Here is an 18,968-nt window from a genome sequence, read left to right on the forward strand (position 1 = left end):
GTGCGCGGAGCGCCGCGACGCGGCTGACACCGAAGGTCTCAATCCGCCGCTCCGAGGGGGTTCGGGCGCCGTTCTCGTGGATCAGCCATCTGATGGTTGATTTTCAGCCACGCGTTGGCTAGATTGCCTCCATGCTCGCCCGCCACGCCACCACCCGCCTGCGCACGGCGCTCGCCGACCGCCCGGTCGTGCTGTTGCACGGCGCGCGGCAGACGGGCAAGACTACGCTGGCGTGCGCCGTGGCGGAGGAGGTCGGCGCACGGTATGTGACGCTCGATGACCTGACGATGCTGGCTGCGGCGCGCGGCGATCCGGTCGGCTTCCTCGGGGGCTTCGCGCAGCCGTTGGTGCTGGACGAAGTGCAGCGCGCACCCGAGCTGCTGCTCGCCATCAAGGCGGCTGTGGATCGCCGACGCGCGCCGGGCCGCTTCCTGCTCACGGGTTCGGCCAACGTGCCGCTGGTGCCGCGGGTTGCGGAATCGCTCGCCGGGCGCATGGAGATCGTGCCCCTGTGGCCGTTCTCGCAGGGCGAGATCGAGGGCACAACGGAAGGGTTCATCGACGCGGCGTTCGGGGACGCGGCGTTCGGGGACGCGCCGTCGGCGCTCGGCCGTTCCTCCTCATCGGCTCGCCTCACGGACCGCGTGCTGCGCGGCGGCTACCCGGAGGCGGTACCGCTCGCATCGGCCGAGCGGCGCCGCGCCTGGTTCGATGCGTACGTGACGACGATCCTGCAGCGCGACGTGCGCGACCTCGCCCGCATCGAGGGGCTGACCGAACTGCCGCGCCTGCTCGCCCTGCTGGCGTCGCGGCCGATGGCGCAGCTCAATTATGCGGACCTGTCGCGCGGCACCGGCTTGCCGCAGTCCACGCTGAAACGCTATTTCGCGCTGCTCGAGACCGTGTTCCTGGTCCGGTTGCTGCCGCCCTGGTACGCCAATATCGGCAAGCGGCTGGTCAAGACGCCGAAGGTGCTGCTCGCGGACACGGGTCTTGCCGCGCACCTGATGGGCATCAATGCGGCGCGGCTTTCGCAGGATCGCAGCCTGCTCGGCGGGCTCTTGGAGAACTTCGTCGCGATGGAACTCGTCAAGCAGGCGGGCTGGAGCGTGGATCCGCCCGCGCTGTACCACTTCCGCACCCACGAGGGCGACGAGGTGGACCTCGTGCTGGAACGGCGCGGCGGGGCACTGGTGGGCATCGAGGTCAAGAGCGCGGCGACAGTGTTGGCCGCAGACTTCAAGGGCCTGCGTGCACTCGCCAAGGCCGCCGGGCGGCGCTTCCGCCGTGGCATCGTGCTGTACACCGGCACCGAGGTCGTGCCGTTCGGCTCAAATCTTTACGCGTTGCCCGTGGAGGCTCTGTGGCGCGGGGGCGCGCAGCAGCCGGAGGCGAAGAAGGCCGAACGATGACCGCGTTCACCGAATCCACCGTCGAGGAAGCCGCCCCGGCCTGGCTCGAAATCATCGGCTCCCCCATCCGGTCCGGTCTTGCCCTGCGACCAGCCTGTCGTCGAGCTAGCGATCAGCCAGGCCCTGAACTAGCGTTCAGCCGACAGCCGATCTGGCGTTCAGCCAGGCGCGGACGCGTAACGCGGGAGGTCGCCGCATGAACTCTCCGGACGCGCTCCCCGGCGGCGAGGTGATCGTCTACCAGGCACCGGACGGACAGGTGCGGGTCGACGTGCGGCTGGAACGGGAGACCGTCTGGCTATCGCTGAATCAGGTGGCGGAGCTGTTCGATCGCGACAAGTCCGTGATTTCACGGCACTTGCGCAACGTATTCGAGTCGGGGGAGCTGGAGCGGGCGGCAACTGTTGCGAAAAATGCAACAGTTCAAACCGAGGGCGGCCGCGGGGTCGTCCGCGAGATCGAGTTCTTCAATCTCGACGCCATCCTGTCGGTCGGATACCGGGTCAATTCCAAGCGCGGCACACAGTTCCGGATCTGGGCCACGACCACCCTCCGCGAGCACCTGCTGCGCGGCTACACGCTGAATGAGCGCCGCCTGGCCGAACGCGGCCTGCTGGAAGCGCGGCAGGCGCTCGACCTTCTGGCCCGCACGCTGCAAAACCAGGAACTCGTGGACGACACGGGCCGCGCGGTACTCGAGCTGATCGTTGGCTACGCCGACACATGGCGGCTGCTGCTGGAGTACGACGAAGACCGGCTGGCGTTGCCGCCCGGTGCGCGGCCCGCGAAGGGCGTTCTGGACTTCGCCCGTGCCAGCACGGCGATTGCCGATTTCAAGCGCGCGTTGATGGCGCGCAGCGAAGCGACAGAGTTGTTCGGCAATCCGCGTGGCGAAGCGCTCGATGCGATTCTCGGAAGCATCGAACAGACCATGTTCGGCGAGCCGCTGTATCGCTCGCGGGAAGAGAAAGCCGCCCATCTGCTGTACTTCGTCATCAAGGATCACCCGTTCTCGGACGGCAACAAGCGCATCGGCTCCTTCTTGTTCATGCTCTATCTGCGACAGGAAGGCATGGCGCATCGGCTGAACCCGCTGGCGTTGACGGCGCTGGCGCTGCTGATTGCCGAAAGCGCACCGACGAGCAAGGACTTGATGGTCCGGCTGATCATGAACTTGCTCGTGGAGCCAAGAGCGTGAGCGCCTTCACCGAATCCGTCGTCGAAGAGGCAGCGCTGGCGTGGCTCGAGAGCGCCGGATGGCAGGTCAGGAATGGTGCCGAGATCGCCCCCGACATGCCCGCGGCCGAGCGTGACGATTACGGACAGGTCGTCCTGGTCCAGCGCCTACACGACGCCCTGGCGCGACTCAACCCGGACCTGTCGGCCGAGGCGCTGGAGGATGCGTTCCGAAAACTCACGCGATCCGAAGGCACCGATCTCATCTTTCGCAACCGCGCACTTCATCGCCTGCTGGTGGACGGCGTCACGGTCGAGTACCGCCACGCCGACGGCGATATCCGCAGCGCGCAGGCGCGGGCGATCGACTTCGACGATCCCACGAACAACGACTGGCTCGCGGTCAACCAGTTCACGGTCACCGAGAACAAGCACACCCGCCGCCCTGACGTCGTGCTCTTCGTCAACGGTTTGCCGCTGGCGGTGCTGGAGCTGAAGAACGCCGCCGACGAGGACGCGACGATCTGGACCGCCTTCCAGCAGCTCCAGACCTACAAGACCGAGATCCCGGCGCTCTTCGCCACCAACGAACTGCTCGTCGTGTCCGACGGGGTCGAGGCGCGCGTCGGCACGCTCAGCGCCGGGCGTGAGTGGTTCAAGCCCTGGCGCACCATCGCGGGCGAAGTAGTGGCCGATGCCCAGTTGCCCGAGATACAGGTGGTGATCGGGGGAATGCTCGCCCCGGGCCGCTTGCTCGACCTGGTGCGCGATTTCATCGTCTTCGAGGACGAGGGTGGCGGCCGCCTTGCCAAGAAGATGGCTGGGTACCACCAGTTTCACGCCGTTCAGGTGGCAGTCGGCCAGACGCTGCGGGCTGCCGAGCTTCGGGTTGCGGCGGAGCGCTCCACGAGACCGACACTCACCGTCGTCCGGCCGGAGCCCGGCGAACGCTACACGACCTGCGTACCTCTCGTTCCACTGAAGGCCGCGGCCGGGGCCTTCAGCGACCCACAGCACGTTCGCGACGAGGACTTCGAGTGGGTCGCCGTCCAGACCCGACGTCGCCTGCGTCCGGGGATGTTCGTGGCTCACGTGGAAGGCCGGTCCATGGAGCCAGCGATCCCGGACGGCGCATCGTGCCTGTTCTCCGCGCCCGTCGAGGGAACGCGGCAGGGCAAGACCGTCCTCGTGCAACTCCGCGACGCGATCGATCCCGAAACGGGTGAGCGCTACACCGTCAAGCGCTACGAGAGCGAGAAGGGTCGGTCAGGGGACTCCTGGCGCCACACCCGGATTACGCTCAAGCCGCTCAATCCCGACTTCCAGCCGATCGTTCTTCCACCCGACGAGGGAGAGCGGCTTCAGGTAGTGGCAGAGCTGGTCGAGGTCCTCGGCGAGGGTCGCGAGAATCCCAAGGCCGCAGACCGGCGCATCGGTGTGGTCTGGCACACGCAAGGCTCTGGCAAGAGCCTCACCATGGCCTTCTACGCGGGCCGCGTCATCCGTGAGCCGGCGATGGAGAACCCGACCCTGGTCGTGCTCACCGACCGCAACGACCTCGACGACCAGCTCTTCGGCACCTTCTCGCGCTGCGCAGCACTCTTGCGCCAGCCGCCCGTTCAGGCGGGCTCGCGCGCGCACCTGCGCGAGCTGTTGAGCGTGGCGGCGGGCGGCGTGGTGTTCACGACCATCCACAAGTTCTTCCCCGAAGAGAAGGGCGACCGCCACCCGACTCTCTCCGAGCGGCGCAACATCGTGGTCATCGCCGACGAGGCGCACCGCAGCCAGTACGACTTCATCGACGGCTTCGCTCGCCACATGCGCGACGCGCTGCCGCACGCCTCGTTCATCGGCTTCACCGGCACGCCGATCTCGCTGGCCGACGCCAACACGCGGGCGGTGTTCGGCGACTACATCAGCGTCTACGACGTCCAGCGCGCCGTCGAGGACGGCGCCACGGTGCCCATCTACTACGAGAACCGGCTCGCGAAGCTCGCGCTCGACCAGGCGGAGCGGCCGAAGATCGACCCGGACTTCGAGGAGGCCACCGAGGGCGAAGAGATAGAACGCAAGGAGAAGCTCAAGACCCGGTGGGCACAGCTCGAAGCCGTGGTAGGCGCCGAGAAGCGGCTTGGCATCGTGGCGCGCGACATCATCGAGCACTTCGAGAGTCGGCTCGAGGCGATAGACGGCAAAGCGATGATCGTCTGCATGAGTCGGCGTATCTGCGTCGAGCTCTATAGAGAGATCGTCAAGATGCGTCCCGAGTGGGCGAGCGAGGCGGACGACCAGGGCGCGATCAAGGTCGTGATGACCGGCTCGGCCTCCGACCCGCTGGACTGGCAGGAGCACATCCGCAACAAGCCGCGACGCGAAGCGCTGGCCAACCGCTTCCGCGATGCCGCCGATCCGCTCCGGCTCGTCCTGGTGCGCGACATGTGGCTCACCGGCTTCGACGCGCCGAGCCTGCACACGATGTACATCGACAAGCCGATGCGCGGTCACGGGCTGATGCAGGCGATCGCGCGGGTCAACCGCGTATTTCGCGACAAGCCCGGCGGGCTGGTGGTGGACTACCTGGGGCTGGCGCACGAGCTCAAGGCGGCCCTCGCCACCTACACCGAGAGCGGCGGCACTGGGCGCACGGCCCTCGATCAGGACGAGGCCGTCGCCGTCATGCTGGAGAAGTACGAGGTGTGCCGCGACCTCTTTCACGGCTTCGATCGGAGCAAGTGGACGAGCGGCACGCCGCAGGAGCGTCTGGCCCTTCTGCCCGCGGCACAGGAGCACGTACTCAAGCAGGAGAACGGCAACGACCGATGCCTGCGCGCCGTGCGCGAGTTGTCGCAGGCCTTCGCGCTCTCCGTGCCCCACGAGGAGGCCCTGCGTATCCGAGACGATGTGGCGTTCTTCCAGGCCGTGCAGGCGGTCCTCGCCAAGCGCGCGCCGGGCGAGGCCCGCCCCGACGAGGAGCTCGACCACGCCGTCCGCCAGATCATCTCGCGCGCAGTAGCCCCAGAAGGCGTGGTGGACATCTTTGCCGCAGCGGGACTGAAGAAGCCCGACATCTCGATCCTCTCCGACGAGTTCCTGGCCGAGGTGCGCGGCATGCCCCAGCGCAACCTCGCCGTCGAGCTGCTCCAGAAGCTGCTCAAGGGTGAGATCGCGACCCGCCGCCGGAAGAACGTCGTCCAGGCCCGCTCCTTCGCCGAGATGCTGGAAGAAACCATCCGCCGATACCAGAACCGCGCCATCGAGGCGGCGCAGGTGATCGACGAGCTGATCGCCCTCGCCAGGGACATGCGGGAAGCGAACGCACGTGGCGTGGCGCTGGGACTGAGCGAGGACGAGCTGGCCTTCTACGACGCGCTGGAGGCGAACGACAGCGCGGTCAAAGTGCTCGGCGACGAGACGCTCCGGGCGATCGCGCGCGAGCTGGTCGAGACGGTGCGCGACAACGTCACGATCGACTGGACGCTGCGCGAGAACGTCCGCGCGCAGTTGCGGGTGCTCGTCAAGCGCATCCTTCGGACGCACGGGTACCCGCCGGACAAGCAGGAGAAGGCGACGCAGACGGTGCTGGAGCAGGCAGCCTTGCTCTCCGCGGATTGGGCCGCGATATGAATGGGCGTCTAGCAACCGGTTGCAGCGGACGGTCCGCTTCGCGGCGCGCCGCTGATGCCGAGCGTTAGGCGCCTTAAGCGGGCACACATCCGAAACGACAGGATGGTGAGGATGGTTTTGAACGAGGACATGGGAAAACGGCGGCGTCCACGACTTGCAGCGACGCAAGCCCCCGTATCGCTGGGGGGAATCGAGCGCGAGGAGGCTCTTCCATATCCAATCGTGTATTACCCCAATCATTACGGCACCTTCTTTGCGTTCGCCCAAGACAAGCAAAGCAAACCGGTTCTGTGCGCATGCGGGCGTTCCGCCCTCGAGAATCTCGCACGCCTAAACGCCGAGGCACCCCCGCTTCCGAACTCAAACCCTCTCCGAATGGCCCCACTAGACAGCCTGCACGTGCCGGACGTGATTGCTCGAATGGCACTTCCCGACAGCAGCGACCCCCTCACCGTCCTTGATTTTGAACGTCGCCTCTGTCACCGGTGCAATCTCATCCCGCCGACTCTGCGATGGTGCCATGAGATGTACGGTGGACGATTTGCACAGAGCTTTGGCTGGTACATTCACCAGACGTACCTCCGGCTAGGTATTCGGTCCTTCGACCTGCAGTACCTGCCCGATGTGTGTCCTCAAGATTCTCAGAAAAGCATAGTTGAGTTCCGTCAAGCAAACGAAGCTTACAATCGCGAGCGTGACCGCGTGATGAAGATCGTGGAGGGGCCACCTAGAGCGGACATCGCCTCGGATGAAGTTACGTACTGGCATAATCTCCGGAACGAAGAGGCCGAGCCCATTCTACGATTGAAAAAGCGCCGAGATCAACTTGAGCGAAGGCTTAGGAACGCGATTGAGAACATCACCCGCGAGGAATTTGGATTCCGGAAGGTGGGCAAAGCCTGGGTAAGTGAGACGCTGCTGTATCAGATCGTCGATCGCATCTTCGCTAAAAGTGAAGTGATCCATCACCATCGCCCGGATTGGCTCGACGGATTAGAACTGGACATTTTCGTTCCCGAGCTGCGGCTCGGCATCGAGTACCAGGGCCAGCAACACTTCCACGGGGTTGAGGCTTGGGGTGGTGTAGCTGCTTTACGCACGCTACAAGGCCGAGATCAGAAGAAGCGTACAAAATGTGAAAATGTCGGCGTTACATTGGTCGAGATCGATTACACGGAACCGCTTACAGAAGACCACATCCGTGAACGACTGTTGGAAGTAGGCATCAACGACGATCGACGTGCTTCATAAAGGTTTGGCCAGAGCGGGGTGAGGAGTACTTGGGACAAGAAACGGCCCCGGTGAACCGGGGCCGTCGGGCCGGAGGTCTTCCCCCCGGCGGGGTATCTCCACTGTATACCGCACAGCCGACCGTCGACTCCACTGATCGGAGGTGTCAGTTGGATCGTGTCACCGTGCTGATCGACGGGTTCAATCTGTACCACGGGCTCAAGGCAGAGTCAGGTCGGAAGTGGCTGTGGCTCGACCTGGAGAAACTCAGCGAGTCCCTGCTCAAGTCAGGCCAGCAACTTGTCACAGTTCGCTACTTCACGGCCGCGGTTAGGAAGGATGCCGAGGGCGGCAGGCGTCAGGACACGTACCCTCAGGCACTGGGGGCCCACTGCCCACGGGTTCAGGTGCACCTCGGTCGATTTCAACAGAGGCGTCACCGGTGTCCCAGTTGCCAGGAACTTCGCCGAACCTTCGAGGAGAAGGAGACCGACGTCAGCCTCGATGTCCGCCCTCACACACCCGGCCACTCGCCGGAGACGGGCTCGCGTTCGGCGCCGATGCGTTGAAGGTAGGCGTTGAAGTCATCGCGCCAGGCCCGGTGCGCGGCGACCTGCAGCGCCACGAGATCGGTCCCGCCCACGTCGAGGACCGCCGGGTAGGCAGCAGCGAGGGCGCGCGCGACTCCTAGCGCCAGCACCGCGTCCGCACCGGCCCGGTGCGCTCCCCCGACGCGCACGCCGTAGTGCTCAGCGGCGACCGACAGAGTGCGCTTGCCCTTGCGGTACTTGTCAACGTGTCGGTCAAGCACGAGGGGATCAACGATCACGGCCGGAGGAACGTCCGGGAGCGTCGGGAGTGCGTGGCGTGCGAGTTCAGCAGCCAGCAGGGGCCAATCGTAGGTCGCGTTATAGATCACGATCGGTACACCCTCGCGAGCGAACTCGTGCAAGGCACCGACCGTCCGTTCGAGGATCGTGGCGGGGTCCGCGCCGCGCGTCTCAAGGTCGGCGGTGACTATTCCGGTGACGGCCGCGGCATCCGCGGGCATCGGAACACCGGGGTTGACGAGCGTGTCGACGATGGTGTCAACGCTGCCCTCTACGCCGCCGACGTGGAGAGCCACCTCGACGATGCGGGCGGTCGCCGGGTCGACGCCCGTGGCCTCGAGGTCGAGGACCGCGAGCGGTCCAGTGTGCCACGTCATGATCTAGTTCCTCCCCCAGGAGTCGACGCGCCTTGCCGCAGGCCCTGCGTCGTACAGCGTGTCGATATCGAGCACCGACAGAGTAGCCGCAAGCGAGGCATTTGCCGGATCGCTGCCGCTCTAGTGGCTCATCGTAGCTAGGGGACATCGGTGGGCGGCGGGTCGTTGACGTAGCGGGCCCATGGCCACGTCGCTGCTCGCGTCGCTACTCGAGCGACAGGTGACGCAGATCAACTTCATCGGAGTCAGTGAACTCCAGCCACGTGAGTTCTTCCCGAACCTCAACGCTGACGCCCTCCACCCGAAGGTCCTGACCGTTCAGCCCACTGTCAAGCCGCAGCCTCAGATGCTCCCGAATCTGCCACCAAACCTGGCCGAGCTGGTGCTCAGAGCCGCTGCTCAAGGGAATCCTCCTGCTGGAAACCCACCGGAGCTCGCCCGCCAACTCGTGCAGCGTCTTCGTCCGGACTACCTGCGGAGACGACTGACGGCGGGCTGGTGGATTCAGGCTTCGTTAGAGCGGTCCCGTGATGCGGCGCGCTCTCCAACTCACGAAGACCGTCGCTGACGCGCTCGTTCCCCTGCTTCCGCGTGTGCCTGGCGTCGGATGTCGCGGTGGTTCTCGTCCCTCCGCAGGAGGTCCCGACGGCTGGGATCGCCAGCGCTGAGCCATTCATCGAACGCGTTGGACTGAGCGCGGATCGTTTCCACCGTGAGTTGTTCTCCGTCAAGAATCGTCTCGATCCAGTCGCGTTCCTGCTCGGCTTCCTCAAGGACGGGTGCCGACTGCTTACGAAGCGTCGGGATGTCGACCGTGAGTCGTGTGTAGTGCTTGATGAGACGCTGCTGGAGTACGTAGATGCCCCGATTCGACAGGCTCGCGATGCGCCTGTCATGGGTCAGCAGGGTTGACGCCGCTGCCGTCACATCTTCAAAACGGGTCGCGTAGTGTTCGCCGTCCTCGCAAAGATCAGCGAGGGGCATGCGCTTGAGATGTCCGTCCCATCCTTTGTTGCCGCCATCTTCAACCAGCGGGTAGGACAGGACGGGAGCGACGGTGACACGCTCGGCGAGGTCTGGACCTCTGCGCATGGCGCAAGGGTGTGCGATGACCTGGACTATCTGTACGTCCTCTCCGAAACCGGGCAGGACGATGTCGCGGAAGACGTCACCCTGGATTCGTGGTCGGGTCCATGAGACATCTCCCCGTTCGTCGTACAACGCATCGATGTCGATGCGCTCCATAGGGTTCTCCTGCGCTTCCATGCAAGGGATTAATGTCCACGGATACGGATGGAACGCTGGCCGTCTGTGTCATCGTAGACCTCGAAGTTGCTGCGGTTCTGCCGCCATCCCGGCGTGATTTCGTCGAGAACCTGCGCGACTGACTTGCGGCGCTCGGCGATATCCAGCAGCGCTACAGCGTGGCCCTGCTGGTAGAGGTCGAGGGGTCGGACGTAGTAACCGTCCTCGTCGAATGGCAGGTCCATCTCCATCCACGAAGCAGGGTCACCAACGATGCCCTTCTCTTCGAGCAGGTCGAGCATGGCGGCGATGCGAGCCAGTGCGCGGCGATTCCCCTTCGTGGCAGCCCCACCGTGCCGCCACTTCCGCACTGCGGAAACGCTCACGTGTACGAGTTCAGAGATGCTCGACCAAGAAAGGCCACGGTCGTAGGCCAGTTCGGAGAGAAGCGCATCGATACTCTTCTTGGCCTTCTCGAAGGTCCTGTCATTCAGTTCCCTCTCGCGCATCGCGTTATGGTCCTCACGCACGTCCGCGCCGAGTGCGTCAACGTCAGTGCGCAAGCAGTCGTATCCCAGCGAAAGCGCGCATGTCATCGTCGGCGCGAGTTCCGCGACGTAGTCGCGCACTCCTTCGGCGTGGGTGCCCGCCGAGGCAGGGGCGTTGAGCGTGGTGGTCATGGTCGATCCCCCCGGAACAGTTCGCGAGCCTTATCGGTGATGGACTTCTGGAATGCGGTGCCTGCGGGTTCATGGACGGCGCTGAGGTTCCTGCCTACCACCCCCGGTTCAAGGGGGATGGCAACTTGCCCATCGAAGTTCTGATAGCCGTCGCAGTCGAGGACGAAGAAGGGACCCAGTCCGGCCGGGTGCGGTCGGTGCAGGACCAGTGGCGCAACAACAGGAGACTGATCCAGGGCCGCGAACCGAAAATTGAGACCCTTTCCGTCGCCTAGGTCGTAGGTCGCGACACCCTGAAACGTGACAGCGGGGCTGCCTTCGGGACCCACACTTAGTGAATCGACAAGCCTTTGGCTAATCCACTCACCCCACTGGCGGGCGTCTGTGATGGCAACGGGAACCCGAACCTCGTCGATGTACCGCAACCCAATGCGCGAGATGGCAGGACGAACCCCGGCGTCCACCAACGCCTGACATGCCTTTTCAACCGCTCCCAGCAAGTAGGGGAACTCGTCGTATGCCGTCGTCTCATATGTGAGGGAGGTGGGAGTCAGGCTTACTGACTGCGTGCTGGTTTCGTCTGTCAGGACAAGGCGATCTGACGGGGGCGGCGGCGAGGCGGCGCCCACGGCGATCCGAAGACCCGCCTGGGGCTGTTGGCTAGGCCGAGCGAAAGGGAATCGATCTTCGAGGGCGATTGCGATGGCATCCAACGTCGTCTGCTGACGCAGCCGGGCTGAGTCTGTGAATCGGACCTCGGCCGCAACGAGGGCCAGCGGCGTGTTGGCGAAGACCTCACGTCCTGGATACATGCTGGCCATCCTAGCGTCCTAACACCAAGAATGTTACCCAAACTCGTACCCAAACGCACACCACGACCGTGAGACAGGAGTCGGCGCGCAGCTTCGGGGGATGTCCAACGTGGAGACGATCGGTATCACCGGAAACTGAACGACTGAGCCCTGCTTGAGTCTGGCCACTGCTTCCACAACATCTAACGCTGAGTCGCTTGACGGCTCGGACATTGGACAGCGCCTCTACGAGGAAGTGCTGGCTATTCGGATGTTCCTCGCCAGACCCCCGCTTTGGGTAGGCGCCTCACCCGCGGTCGGCGTTCTCAAGACATCCCAGGGGCTGAGTCGCGTTGGCCTGCGCGGGTACTCCGACCTCAAGTGCGCAGCTATTCGTGACGCCCTCGATTCTCCGTCCTCCCCCGGGCGCAGCATGTAATCTCGCGCGTCGAACTCCTCGCCGGGAGTGGCTCCCTCCAACTCCGTGATAACCGCGATGTAGAACGCGGAGATTCGCCTGGCGTTGATCCCTCGCACCCTGGAGCCACGAAGCCAGTTGTGGACACTCCGCCGTGAAACCCCCAAGACAACCGCCACCTCTGACCAGGTGAGTCCGGATGCCTCCTTCGCCCGCTTGAGACCAGCGGTGCACTGCGGCACGACATCGCCAACAAGACGATATCCGGTCGTTGGCTCAACGAGTCGGGCCAAGCTCATCGCAGCTGCAAGGTCACGAGGTGCGGCCGACGTCGCCTCCTCAAATGCCGCCCAGGCGACACGCACCGGTGGCCTGACCACCGCAAACCCCGTTGCGGCGCCAACAATTTCCAGCACTTCGATCATGATGTCCCCCCGCCCCTGAACGCCTTGCGGAACTCGTCGGTCACCGCCCAGTAGAAGACACGATAGGCGTCGTGCGCGAGATCCCTTGCCGTCCCCTCCAGCCGAGCCACGTCGAAGATCTCACGACCCTCAACCGCGGAGTCCAGGTCCAGCACCCAAGACTCGAACGCTTCAGGCTCGACGCCAGCGTCAATCTGGGCCCCCCCAGGCAGGATCAGTGACCTGACCTGAACAGCGCTGCCGCTCCGCCGGTTGCGGAGGAGAGCGGTGATGACCTGATTCTGGATCTCGACGTTGTGTGCGTCAACGTGCCCGAAACAGCCGAGGAGCGCAGGATTCACCCAGTCGGCTAGTTCAGGTGACATCTCGATCTGATCCGTGTACCTGATCCCGACACGGGTCACAAGCGCTGGCGCTGAGACCGAGCCCAGCGCGGCCAGCACTCCGCTGAGTTGGGCGAGGAAGCCATCTCTGTTCTTGTAGCGCGAGGTCTCAACGGCCACGAAATCAGGAGCGACCGTGACCTTCCAGACGCCCTCGATGTCCTCGAATGTTCGGAGTCTCTGGACTGCCGGTGTCGTCCCGAACAGCTGCAGGGCAACGCCCTGAACAGAGTTACGGACCGGGAACTGATCCCTGAGTTCGCTCGCGAGCTTGATCTCGTGATCGTCGTCAATCAGTTCTGGATTCGCACTAAACCTAACCTGGCAGAGGACACGCTTGAGCGGGTCCTCCTTGAGCATCACTTCTGGAGGATCCCTGCGGAAAGAGAAAGTGTCCATTGATCTAGTATGTCGAACTTCACACCAAACTTCACACCCAGGGCCTAGATTCTCTCAGCGATTCCGATCGAGCGGACACCCTTCTCGCGCATTCACGAAGCTCCTCGGGAGCCGAGCAAGGAGCGGCTCGCGCTCAGAGCCCAACCTTCAGACACCCGGCCATTCGCCGGAGACGGGCTCGCGTTCAGCGCCGATGCGTCGAAGGTAGGCGTTGAAGTCATCGCGCCAGGCCCGATGCGCCTCAACCTGCAGCGCCACGAGATCGGTCCCTCCCACGTCGAGGACCGCCGGGTAGGCAGCAGCGATGGCGCGCGCGACTCCTAGCGCCAGCATCGCGTCCGCGCTGGCCCGGTGCGCTCCCCCGACGCGCACGCCGTAGTGCTCAGCGGCGACTGAAAGAGTGCGCTTGCCCTTGCGGTATTTGTCAACATGTCGGTCAAGTACCAGCGGATCAACGATCACGGCCGGCGGAACGTCCGGGAGCGTCGGGAGTCCGTGGCGTGCGAGTTCAGCGGCCAGCAGGGGCCAGTCGTAGGTCGCGTTGTAGATCACGATCGGTACACCTTCGCGGGCGAACTCGCGCAGGGCACCGACCACCTGTTCGAGGGTCGTGGCGGGGTCCGCGCCGCGCGCCTCAAGGTCGGCGGTGACTATGCCGGTGACTGCTGCGGCATCCGCGGGCATCGGAACACCGGGGTTGACGAGCGTGTCGACGATCGCGTCAACGCCGCCCTCTACGTCGCTCACGTGGAGAGCCACCTCGACGATGCGCGCGGTCGCCGGGTCGACGCCCGTGGCCTCAAGGTCGAGGACGGCGAGCGCTCCGGTGTGCCACGTCATGATTCGGTTCCTCCCCCGGGAGTCCTAACCGCAAAGCATACGTGGCGCGCCCGCTAGGGCTTCGACTCCGGTATCGGTTACCGGCCCCCCGCTCCCTTAGGACTCGCCCTTCATCTTGCGCACCTCGGCTTCGATCTCGCTGTCTGTGACAGGGCCGCGGCCCGGGCCGAACGCGGACAGGCCGCTGAACAGCACGGCGATGCCTGTGCCGAACATGACCCATACGGGCCAGAAGGTGCCCTTGCCGCTCATCCACCAAATGGCGATCATCATCAAGTTGACGATCACGAAGACGCCGACCATGCGCCAGAAATTCCGCTTCGCGTTGACCCGGTTGAGCGCTGCCTTTCGCAGGTCGTCTTCTTCCGTCATGGTGTCCTCCATCTGCCGATCTAGCCCTTGATCGGCAGTGTGCCAGAATCCGGCCCGCGTTGCCCAGCGCCCGACCCCGACCCGCAGTCCGCCCAACAGCAAGACAGCCTCGCGTCGCCGGAACCCTGTCCGGCGAGGCCGTTACCGCGGGCAAGCCTTGGTCAAGGCTTCCGGTAGATCGCGTGCCCGCCGATCCGTCGCCAACGAAGGACGAGATCCCCCTCCAATTGGATGAAGTCAAACGTCGCTCGTCCGTCGGGCCCAGCGAACGACCACGTCATCTCCCAAACCCCATGGACACCTTGCAGGCGCGAAACGCGCAGACGTTGAGGCCACTTGAACTGCGCTGGGTCGGCGAAAAACCCGTCGCGGGCTTCGCTGAAGTCTGGGATCGCTTGCAAGAACATCTCGCGGTGCGCGTTAGAGAGTCTGCGCCAGTCTTCCGAGAACGTGGGAGTGTCTACCCACTTCAACGTGTTTCGCTGTCGCTGGTCTCACGGAGCTGAGCGGCGAAATCGGCGGCGGTCCCGTAGACCGTGTAGCGCCCAGCGGCGGTGTGCTCATCGACTTCGCGTTCGCCCTTCTGCCACTCCTCGTCCCAGAACCAGGCGTCCTTCGCGGACGTGGGCAGCTTCGGTCGAAGTTCGATCACGCCGTCATCGGCACGCTCCGTCACCTCGGCAGCGCGATGAGACCACGGCGCTGAACAGACAGGTACGTGTGGAAGTCGTGGTCGGCGGGGCTTGTCACTTGTCCACTTTCAGCCTGTCCCGCCGTTCAGTCAAGCGGAATCACTGTCATGGCGCCATTCAGCAGAGGCGCGGCTGTCAAAGGGCGAGGACTCTCCGCAGCCCCTCATCAAGACTCCTCATCAGGTGCGAGGGGATCGTGCCTGCCACGTCACGGCACTCGTCCTTGTCGAGCGTGACCAGAGCCGTGACGTTCGCAACCGAATCTGCGGGGAGCCCGGTCGCTTCCTTGGGGAGAAACAGATTTCCGGGCATGCTCGCCAATCGCTGATTCTTGGTGAGCACGACTCCAAGGACAGTGGCGAGCCCACTGGAGTTGTACGGATCGGCTTGGATGATCGCGACGGGTCTGCGCGCACCGGGCTTGCTTCCCTCGGGCACTCCGAGGTCCACCCAGTAGATGTCCCCCCGTGTGATCACTTGGCGCCAGCCCGGAGCGTCTTGCGACCCGCTGCGACGGCCGCCTTTCCAGAATCATCGCTGTCACCGATGACGCCCAGTGCGTCGTTGATCGCGTTCGTCAAGGACTCCTGATCCATCTGGGCAAGGAGCCGTTCAGCGGCGGTGGCATAGAACTGCGATCGACTCCATCCAAGCTCGTGAGCCTTCTGCTCAGCCCGCGCGAAAGTCGAGTCAGGAACCGAGATGGCGGTCTTCATAGATGAAGTATGACCCGGTATGACCGCGCGGTCAACACTCCAGCGGTCAACACTTGGCGGCGGCCTCGGTCCAGAACCTCCAGGGCCGGTCCGTGGCGCGGCTGATGCCGACCCTGGGGCCGCAGCGGACCGCGTCGGTCGGCGGCACGCGCCCGCGCAGGACCGCCAGGAACCTGCCGCCTGCGATCGGCTGCCCCAAGGCCAACCCGTCCCAACTCAAGTCGATGCCCAGCGCGGCACTCAACCGTCCAGGTCCGATCGCCAGGCCCGGCCCCGAAGCACCCGGCCGCCGGGCAGCGACCAGGGCCTCCCCCGCCACGACATCGCCGCCGCGAATCAGAACCGCCTCACCCTGCCCCGCTTCGGCGCACACGAGGTTCAGGCAGTGATGAACCCCATACGACAAGTACACGTACGCGCTGCCGGGCGGGCCGAACATCGACTGGTTGCGCTTCGTCGGGCCTCGATAGGCGTGCGATGCGGGGTCCGCGCCCTGTCCCCCATAGGCCTCGACTTCGACGATCCGCAGCGCCACCGACCCGTCCGGGCCACCGGCCACGAGCACGCACCCGAGCAGATCCGGGGCCACAACGTCCGCCGACCGCGCGAAGAACGACTCACCGACCGCCGACCCGAAGCCCGCCATCGCCTCAGCATCGGATCCGCTCAACGCGGCTTCACCGGCACCGGGTTGCGCTGCGCCCACTCAGCCTGGCACTCGATCTGAGCCAACAGCCCGGCTATCTGCTCTCGCACCCGCGCCGGTGCCGTCCCCCCCAACGTCGACCGCGCCGCGAGCGCCCCTTGGACGTCGAGCACGCTCCTGACTTCGGGTGTCAGCCGCGGCGAAGCCGACGCGAACTCCGCATCAGTCAGTTCGCCAAGTTCCACCCCGCGCTGCTCAGCGATGCTCACACAAACACCGGCCGCTTCGTGCGCATCCCGGAACGGCACTCCCCGCCGCACCAGCCACTCAGCCACGTCTGTCGCCAGGGAGAACCTGGCGTGCGCCGCTCCGGTGATGCGCCCAGTGTCGAACACCAAGGTCGCCACCGTCCCCGTCAGCGCCGGAAGCAGAACCAGAAGCTGGTCCACTGCGTCGAACACCGGCTCCTTGTCCTCCTGCAGATCCCTGTTGTACGCGAACGGCAGCCCCTTCAGCGTCGCCAGCAGCCCCGTCAGGTTCCCGATCAGCCGCCCCGCCTTGCCGCGCGCGAGCTCGGCGGCATCCGGGTTCTTCTTCTGCGGCATGATGCTCGACCCCGTGGAGAACCGGTCATCCAACCGGGCCCAACCGAACTCGACAGACGCCCAAAGACAGATCTCCTCGCCGAGGCGGGAAAGGTGCACGCCAAGCATCGCCGCGACGAACAGGAACTCCGCGGCGAAGTCCCGGTCGCTGACCGCGTCGATCGAGTTCCCCAGCAGCGAATCGAATCCAAGCTCCACCGCCACGGCCTCGGGATCCAAACGCAGCGACGATCCCGCCAGCGCCCCAGCGCCCATGGGCGAGCGCGCGGCACGCCGGTCCCAATCGGTCATCCGCTCGACATCCCGCAGCAAAGCGTGGACGTGCTTGGCCAGTTCATGCCCGAACGACACGGGCTGAGCGCGTTGCAGGTGCGTGAACCCCGGCGCCGCGACATCTACATGCCGCGATGCCTGCTCCGTCAGCGCCCCCGCGAGGTCAAGCACCCCCGCGACGACGGCCCGGGACTGGTCCCGCAGATACAACCGCAGATCCGTGGCCACTTGGTCGTTCCGGCTCCGGCCCGCGCGTAGCTTGCCACCAAGTTCCGGCCCCAGCAGCTCTAGCAGGCAGCGCTCCAACGTCGTGTGCACATCCTCGTCACCGGGCGCGGGAACCACAGCCCCGGACGCGACGCCGTCAGCGAGTTGGTCAAGCCCGCCCAGCATCCGATCCAGCTCATCGGCATCCAGCAACCCGGCACCTTGCAGAACCCGCGCGTGGGCCCGGCTCTGGGCGATGTCATACGGCGCCAGGACCCAGTCGAACCGCGTGGACTTGCTCAGCGCGGCCATGGCCCCGTCGGGGCCGCCTTCGAACCGGCCTCCCCAGAGCCTGACATCGCCGGAGTCACTCACGGCCGGCTCGCCGGTCCCGGGCCGAGGCCAATGTGCTCGGCAACCCCCACAGTTCGATGAACCCCTTCGCCAGCGACTGGTCGAACGTGTCGCCCGAGTCATACGTCGCCAGCCCGAAGTCGTACAGGCTCTCCGCGCTCCGGCGGCCTTGAACAACCGCGCGGCCCCCATGCAGGCACACCCGCACGTCGCCGGACACTGGCTTGTTCGCCTCCAAAGCGAAGTTGTCCAGTGCCCGCTTCAGCGGTGAGAACCAAAGCCCGTCGTAGACCAGTTCGCTCCACCTCTGCGACACCGTGCCGAAGAATCTCGCGAGGTCGCGTTCCATAGTCACGTTCGCCAGCTCCTGCCGCGCGGTCAGCAGAACCGTGGCGCCGGGAGCCTCATACACCTCGCGGCTCTTGATGCCGACGAGACGGTCCTCGATCAGGTCAAGCCGACCAACGCCCTGTGCCCCGCCTCTGCGGTTCAACTCCTCGATCGCTTGAAGCATCGTGACCGCGCGCCCATCGATCGCTACTGGGCAGCCCGCGTCGAACGTGATGATGACGACGTCGGGGTCGCGCGGAACGGCCGGATCGTCGGTGTAGGTGTAGATGTCCTCGGTCGGGCCGTTCCAGATGTCCTCAAGGAAGCCGGTCTCGATGGCCTTGCCCCACACGTTCTGGTCGATCGAGTATGGGGACTTCCTTGTAACGTCGATCGGCAATCCGTGCAGCTCGGCGAAGTCGATGGCCTTATCGCGGGTCATCGCGTAATCCCGCACAGGCGCGATGCAACGCACGTCCGGCGCCAGGTTCGTAACACCGACCTCGAACCGGACCTGATCGTTGCCCTTACCGGTACAACCGTGCGCAACCGTGCTGGCGCCGTGCTTCGCCGCGGCGGCCACGAGGTGCTTGACGATCACCGGCCGGGACAACGCCGACACGAGTGGGTACTGGTCCATGTACAAGCCGTTGGCCCGAAGCGCGGGCAGGCAGTATTCCTCGGCGAACTCGTCGCGGGCATCGGCGACCTCGACCTCGACTGCGCCGCAATCGAGCGCGCGCTTGGCGATGACGCTGAGGTCCTCGCCGCCCTGGCCCACATCCACAGCGACGGCGATCACCTCGGCGCCCGTGAGTTCGGCTATCCATCCGATCGCGACGCTGGTGTCGAGCCCGCCCGAGTAAGCGAGCACTATGCGGTCAGTCACTTTCTTCCTCCATCTGAAGCGAACCGGCGTCGGCGCCGCTGCCGCACATCCCGG

General features: G+C 65.1%; 20 protein-coding genes. 4 read left to right on the plus strand and 16 right to left on the minus strand.

The window, feature by feature from the left end:
* The first annotated feature begins 131 nt into the window (after window positions 1-131).
* From Q8P38_02495 to Q8P38_02510, 4 genes are all read left to right on the plus strand, one after another.
* Entirely contained in the window at window positions 132-1,412 is a 1,281-nt protein-coding gene (locus Q8P38_02495; GenBank protein MDP4013481.1) for an ATP-binding protein, read from the plus strand.
* Window positions 1,413-1,608: 196 nt separating this feature from the next.
* Window positions 1,609-2,610, plus strand: coding sequence for a virulence protein RhuM/Fic/DOC family protein (locus tag Q8P38_02500; protein MDP4013482.1), 1,002 nt, complete (start codon window positions 1,609-1,611; stop codon window positions 2,608-2,610).
* A complete protein-coding gene (locus Q8P38_02505; protein ID MDP4013483.1) occupies window positions 2,607-6,212 on the plus strand; it encodes an HsdR family type I site-specific deoxyribonuclease in 3,606 nt (1,201 codons plus the stop codon). The genes Q8P38_02500 and Q8P38_02505 overlap by 4 nt, the downstream gene beginning before the upstream one ends.
* Before the next feature lie 111 nt (window positions 6,213-6,323).
* A complete protein-coding gene (locus tag Q8P38_02510) occupies window positions 6,324-7,463 on the plus strand; it encodes a hypothetical protein (protein MDP4013484.1) in 1,140 nt (379 codons plus the stop codon).
* Between the two features lie 493 nt (window positions 7,464-7,956).
* On the opposite strand, the gene Q8P38_02515 is transcribed toward Q8P38_02510, so the two are convergent.
* The 16 genes from Q8P38_02515 to Q8P38_02590 form a co-directional block, all read right to left on the minus strand.
* Entirely contained in the window at window positions 7,957-8,649 is a 693-nt protein-coding gene (locus tag Q8P38_02515) for an exonuclease domain-containing protein (protein ID MDP4013485.1), read from the minus strand.
* Between the two features lie 205 nt (window positions 8,650-8,854).
* Window positions 8,855-9,052, minus strand: a complete 198-nt coding sequence (locus Q8P38_02520) for a hypothetical protein (protein MDP4013486.1) — start codon at window positions 9,050-9,052, stop codon at window positions 8,855-8,857.
* Between the two features lie 146 nt (window positions 9,053-9,198).
* A complete protein-coding gene (locus Q8P38_02525) occupies window positions 9,199-9,894 on the minus strand; it encodes a hypothetical protein (protein MDP4013487.1) in 696 nt (231 codons plus the stop codon).
* A 29-nt stretch (window positions 9,895-9,923) separates the two neighbouring features.
* Window positions 9,924-10,574: a hypothetical protein gene (locus Q8P38_02530; GenBank protein MDP4013488.1), complete on the minus strand. Its 651-nt coding sequence runs from the start codon at window positions 10,572-10,574 to the stop codon at window positions 9,924-9,926.
* A complete protein-coding gene (locus Q8P38_02535) occupies window positions 10,571-11,386 on the minus strand; it encodes a TIGR04255 family protein (GenBank protein ID MDP4013489.1) in 816 nt (271 codons plus the stop codon). Before Q8P38_02535 ends, Q8P38_02530 begins: the two co-directional genes overlap by 4 nt.
* 225 nt (window positions 11,387-11,611) lie before the next feature.
* Window positions 11,612-12,208, minus strand: coding sequence for a helix-turn-helix domain-containing protein (locus Q8P38_02540; protein ID MDP4013490.1), 597 nt, complete (start codon window positions 12,206-12,208; stop codon window positions 11,612-11,614).
* A complete protein-coding gene (locus Q8P38_02545; protein ID MDP4013491.1) occupies window positions 12,205-12,990 on the minus strand; it encodes a TIGR04255 family protein in 786 nt (261 codons plus the stop codon). Before Q8P38_02545 ends, Q8P38_02540 begins: the two co-directional genes overlap by 4 nt.
* Window positions 12,991-13,137: 147 nt before the next feature.
* Complete coding sequence (locus Q8P38_02550; GenBank protein ID MDP4013492.1) at window positions 13,138-13,830, minus strand: exonuclease domain-containing protein; 693 nt, start codon at window positions 13,828-13,830, stop codon at window positions 13,138-13,140.
* 96 nt (window positions 13,831-13,926) lie between these two features.
* Entirely contained in the window at window positions 13,927-14,202 is a 276-nt protein-coding gene (locus Q8P38_02555; GenBank protein ID MDP4013493.1) for a 2TM domain-containing protein, read from the minus strand.
* A gap of 161 nt (window positions 14,203-14,363) precedes the next feature.
* The gene (locus tag Q8P38_02560) at window positions 14,364-14,675 is read right to left on the minus strand and encodes a hypothetical protein (protein ID MDP4013494.1); all 312 of its coding nucleotides are present in this window, start codon (window positions 14,673-14,675) and stop codon (window positions 14,364-14,366) included.
* Window positions 14,672-14,878, minus strand: a complete 207-nt coding sequence (locus Q8P38_02565) for a hypothetical protein (GenBank protein ID MDP4013495.1) — start codon at window positions 14,876-14,878, stop codon at window positions 14,672-14,674. The genes Q8P38_02560 and Q8P38_02565 overlap by 4 nt, the downstream gene beginning before the upstream one ends.
* Window positions 14,879-15,029: 151 nt before the next feature.
* Window positions 15,030-15,371 carry a type II toxin-antitoxin system PemK/MazF family toxin gene (locus Q8P38_02570; GenBank protein MDP4013496.1) on the minus strand — a complete coding sequence of 114 codons (342 nt, stop codon included), beginning with the start codon at window positions 15,369-15,371 and terminating at the stop codon, window positions 15,030-15,032.
* Window positions 15,368-15,610: a hypothetical protein gene (locus tag Q8P38_02575; protein MDP4013497.1), complete on the minus strand. Its 243-nt coding sequence runs from the start codon at window positions 15,608-15,610 to the stop codon at window positions 15,368-15,370. The genes Q8P38_02570 and Q8P38_02575 overlap by 4 nt, the downstream gene beginning before the upstream one ends.
* A 46-nt stretch (window positions 15,611-15,656) precedes the next feature.
* Window positions 15,657-16,280, minus strand: coding sequence for a DNA-3-methyladenine glycosylase (locus Q8P38_02580; GenBank protein MDP4013498.1), 624 nt, complete (start codon window positions 16,278-16,280; stop codon window positions 15,657-15,659).
* Complete coding sequence (gene argH / locus Q8P38_02585) at window positions 16,277-17,716, minus strand: argininosuccinate lyase (protein ID MDP4013499.1); 1,440 nt, start codon at window positions 17,714-17,716, stop codon at window positions 16,277-16,279. The genes Q8P38_02580 and argH overlap by 4 nt, the downstream gene beginning before the upstream one ends.
* The gene (locus tag Q8P38_02590) at window positions 17,709-18,914 is read right to left on the minus strand and encodes an argininosuccinate synthase (GenBank protein ID MDP4013500.1); all 1,206 of its coding nucleotides are present in this window, start codon (window positions 18,912-18,914) and stop codon (window positions 17,709-17,711) included. The genes argH and Q8P38_02590 overlap by 8 nt, the downstream gene beginning before the upstream one ends.
* Between the last annotated feature and the right edge of the window lie 54 nt (window positions 18,915-18,968).

The sequence above is a fragment of the Candidatus Nanopelagicales bacterium genome (assembly GCA_030700225.1).
Lineage (GTDB): Bacteria > Actinomycetota > Actinomycetes > S36-B12.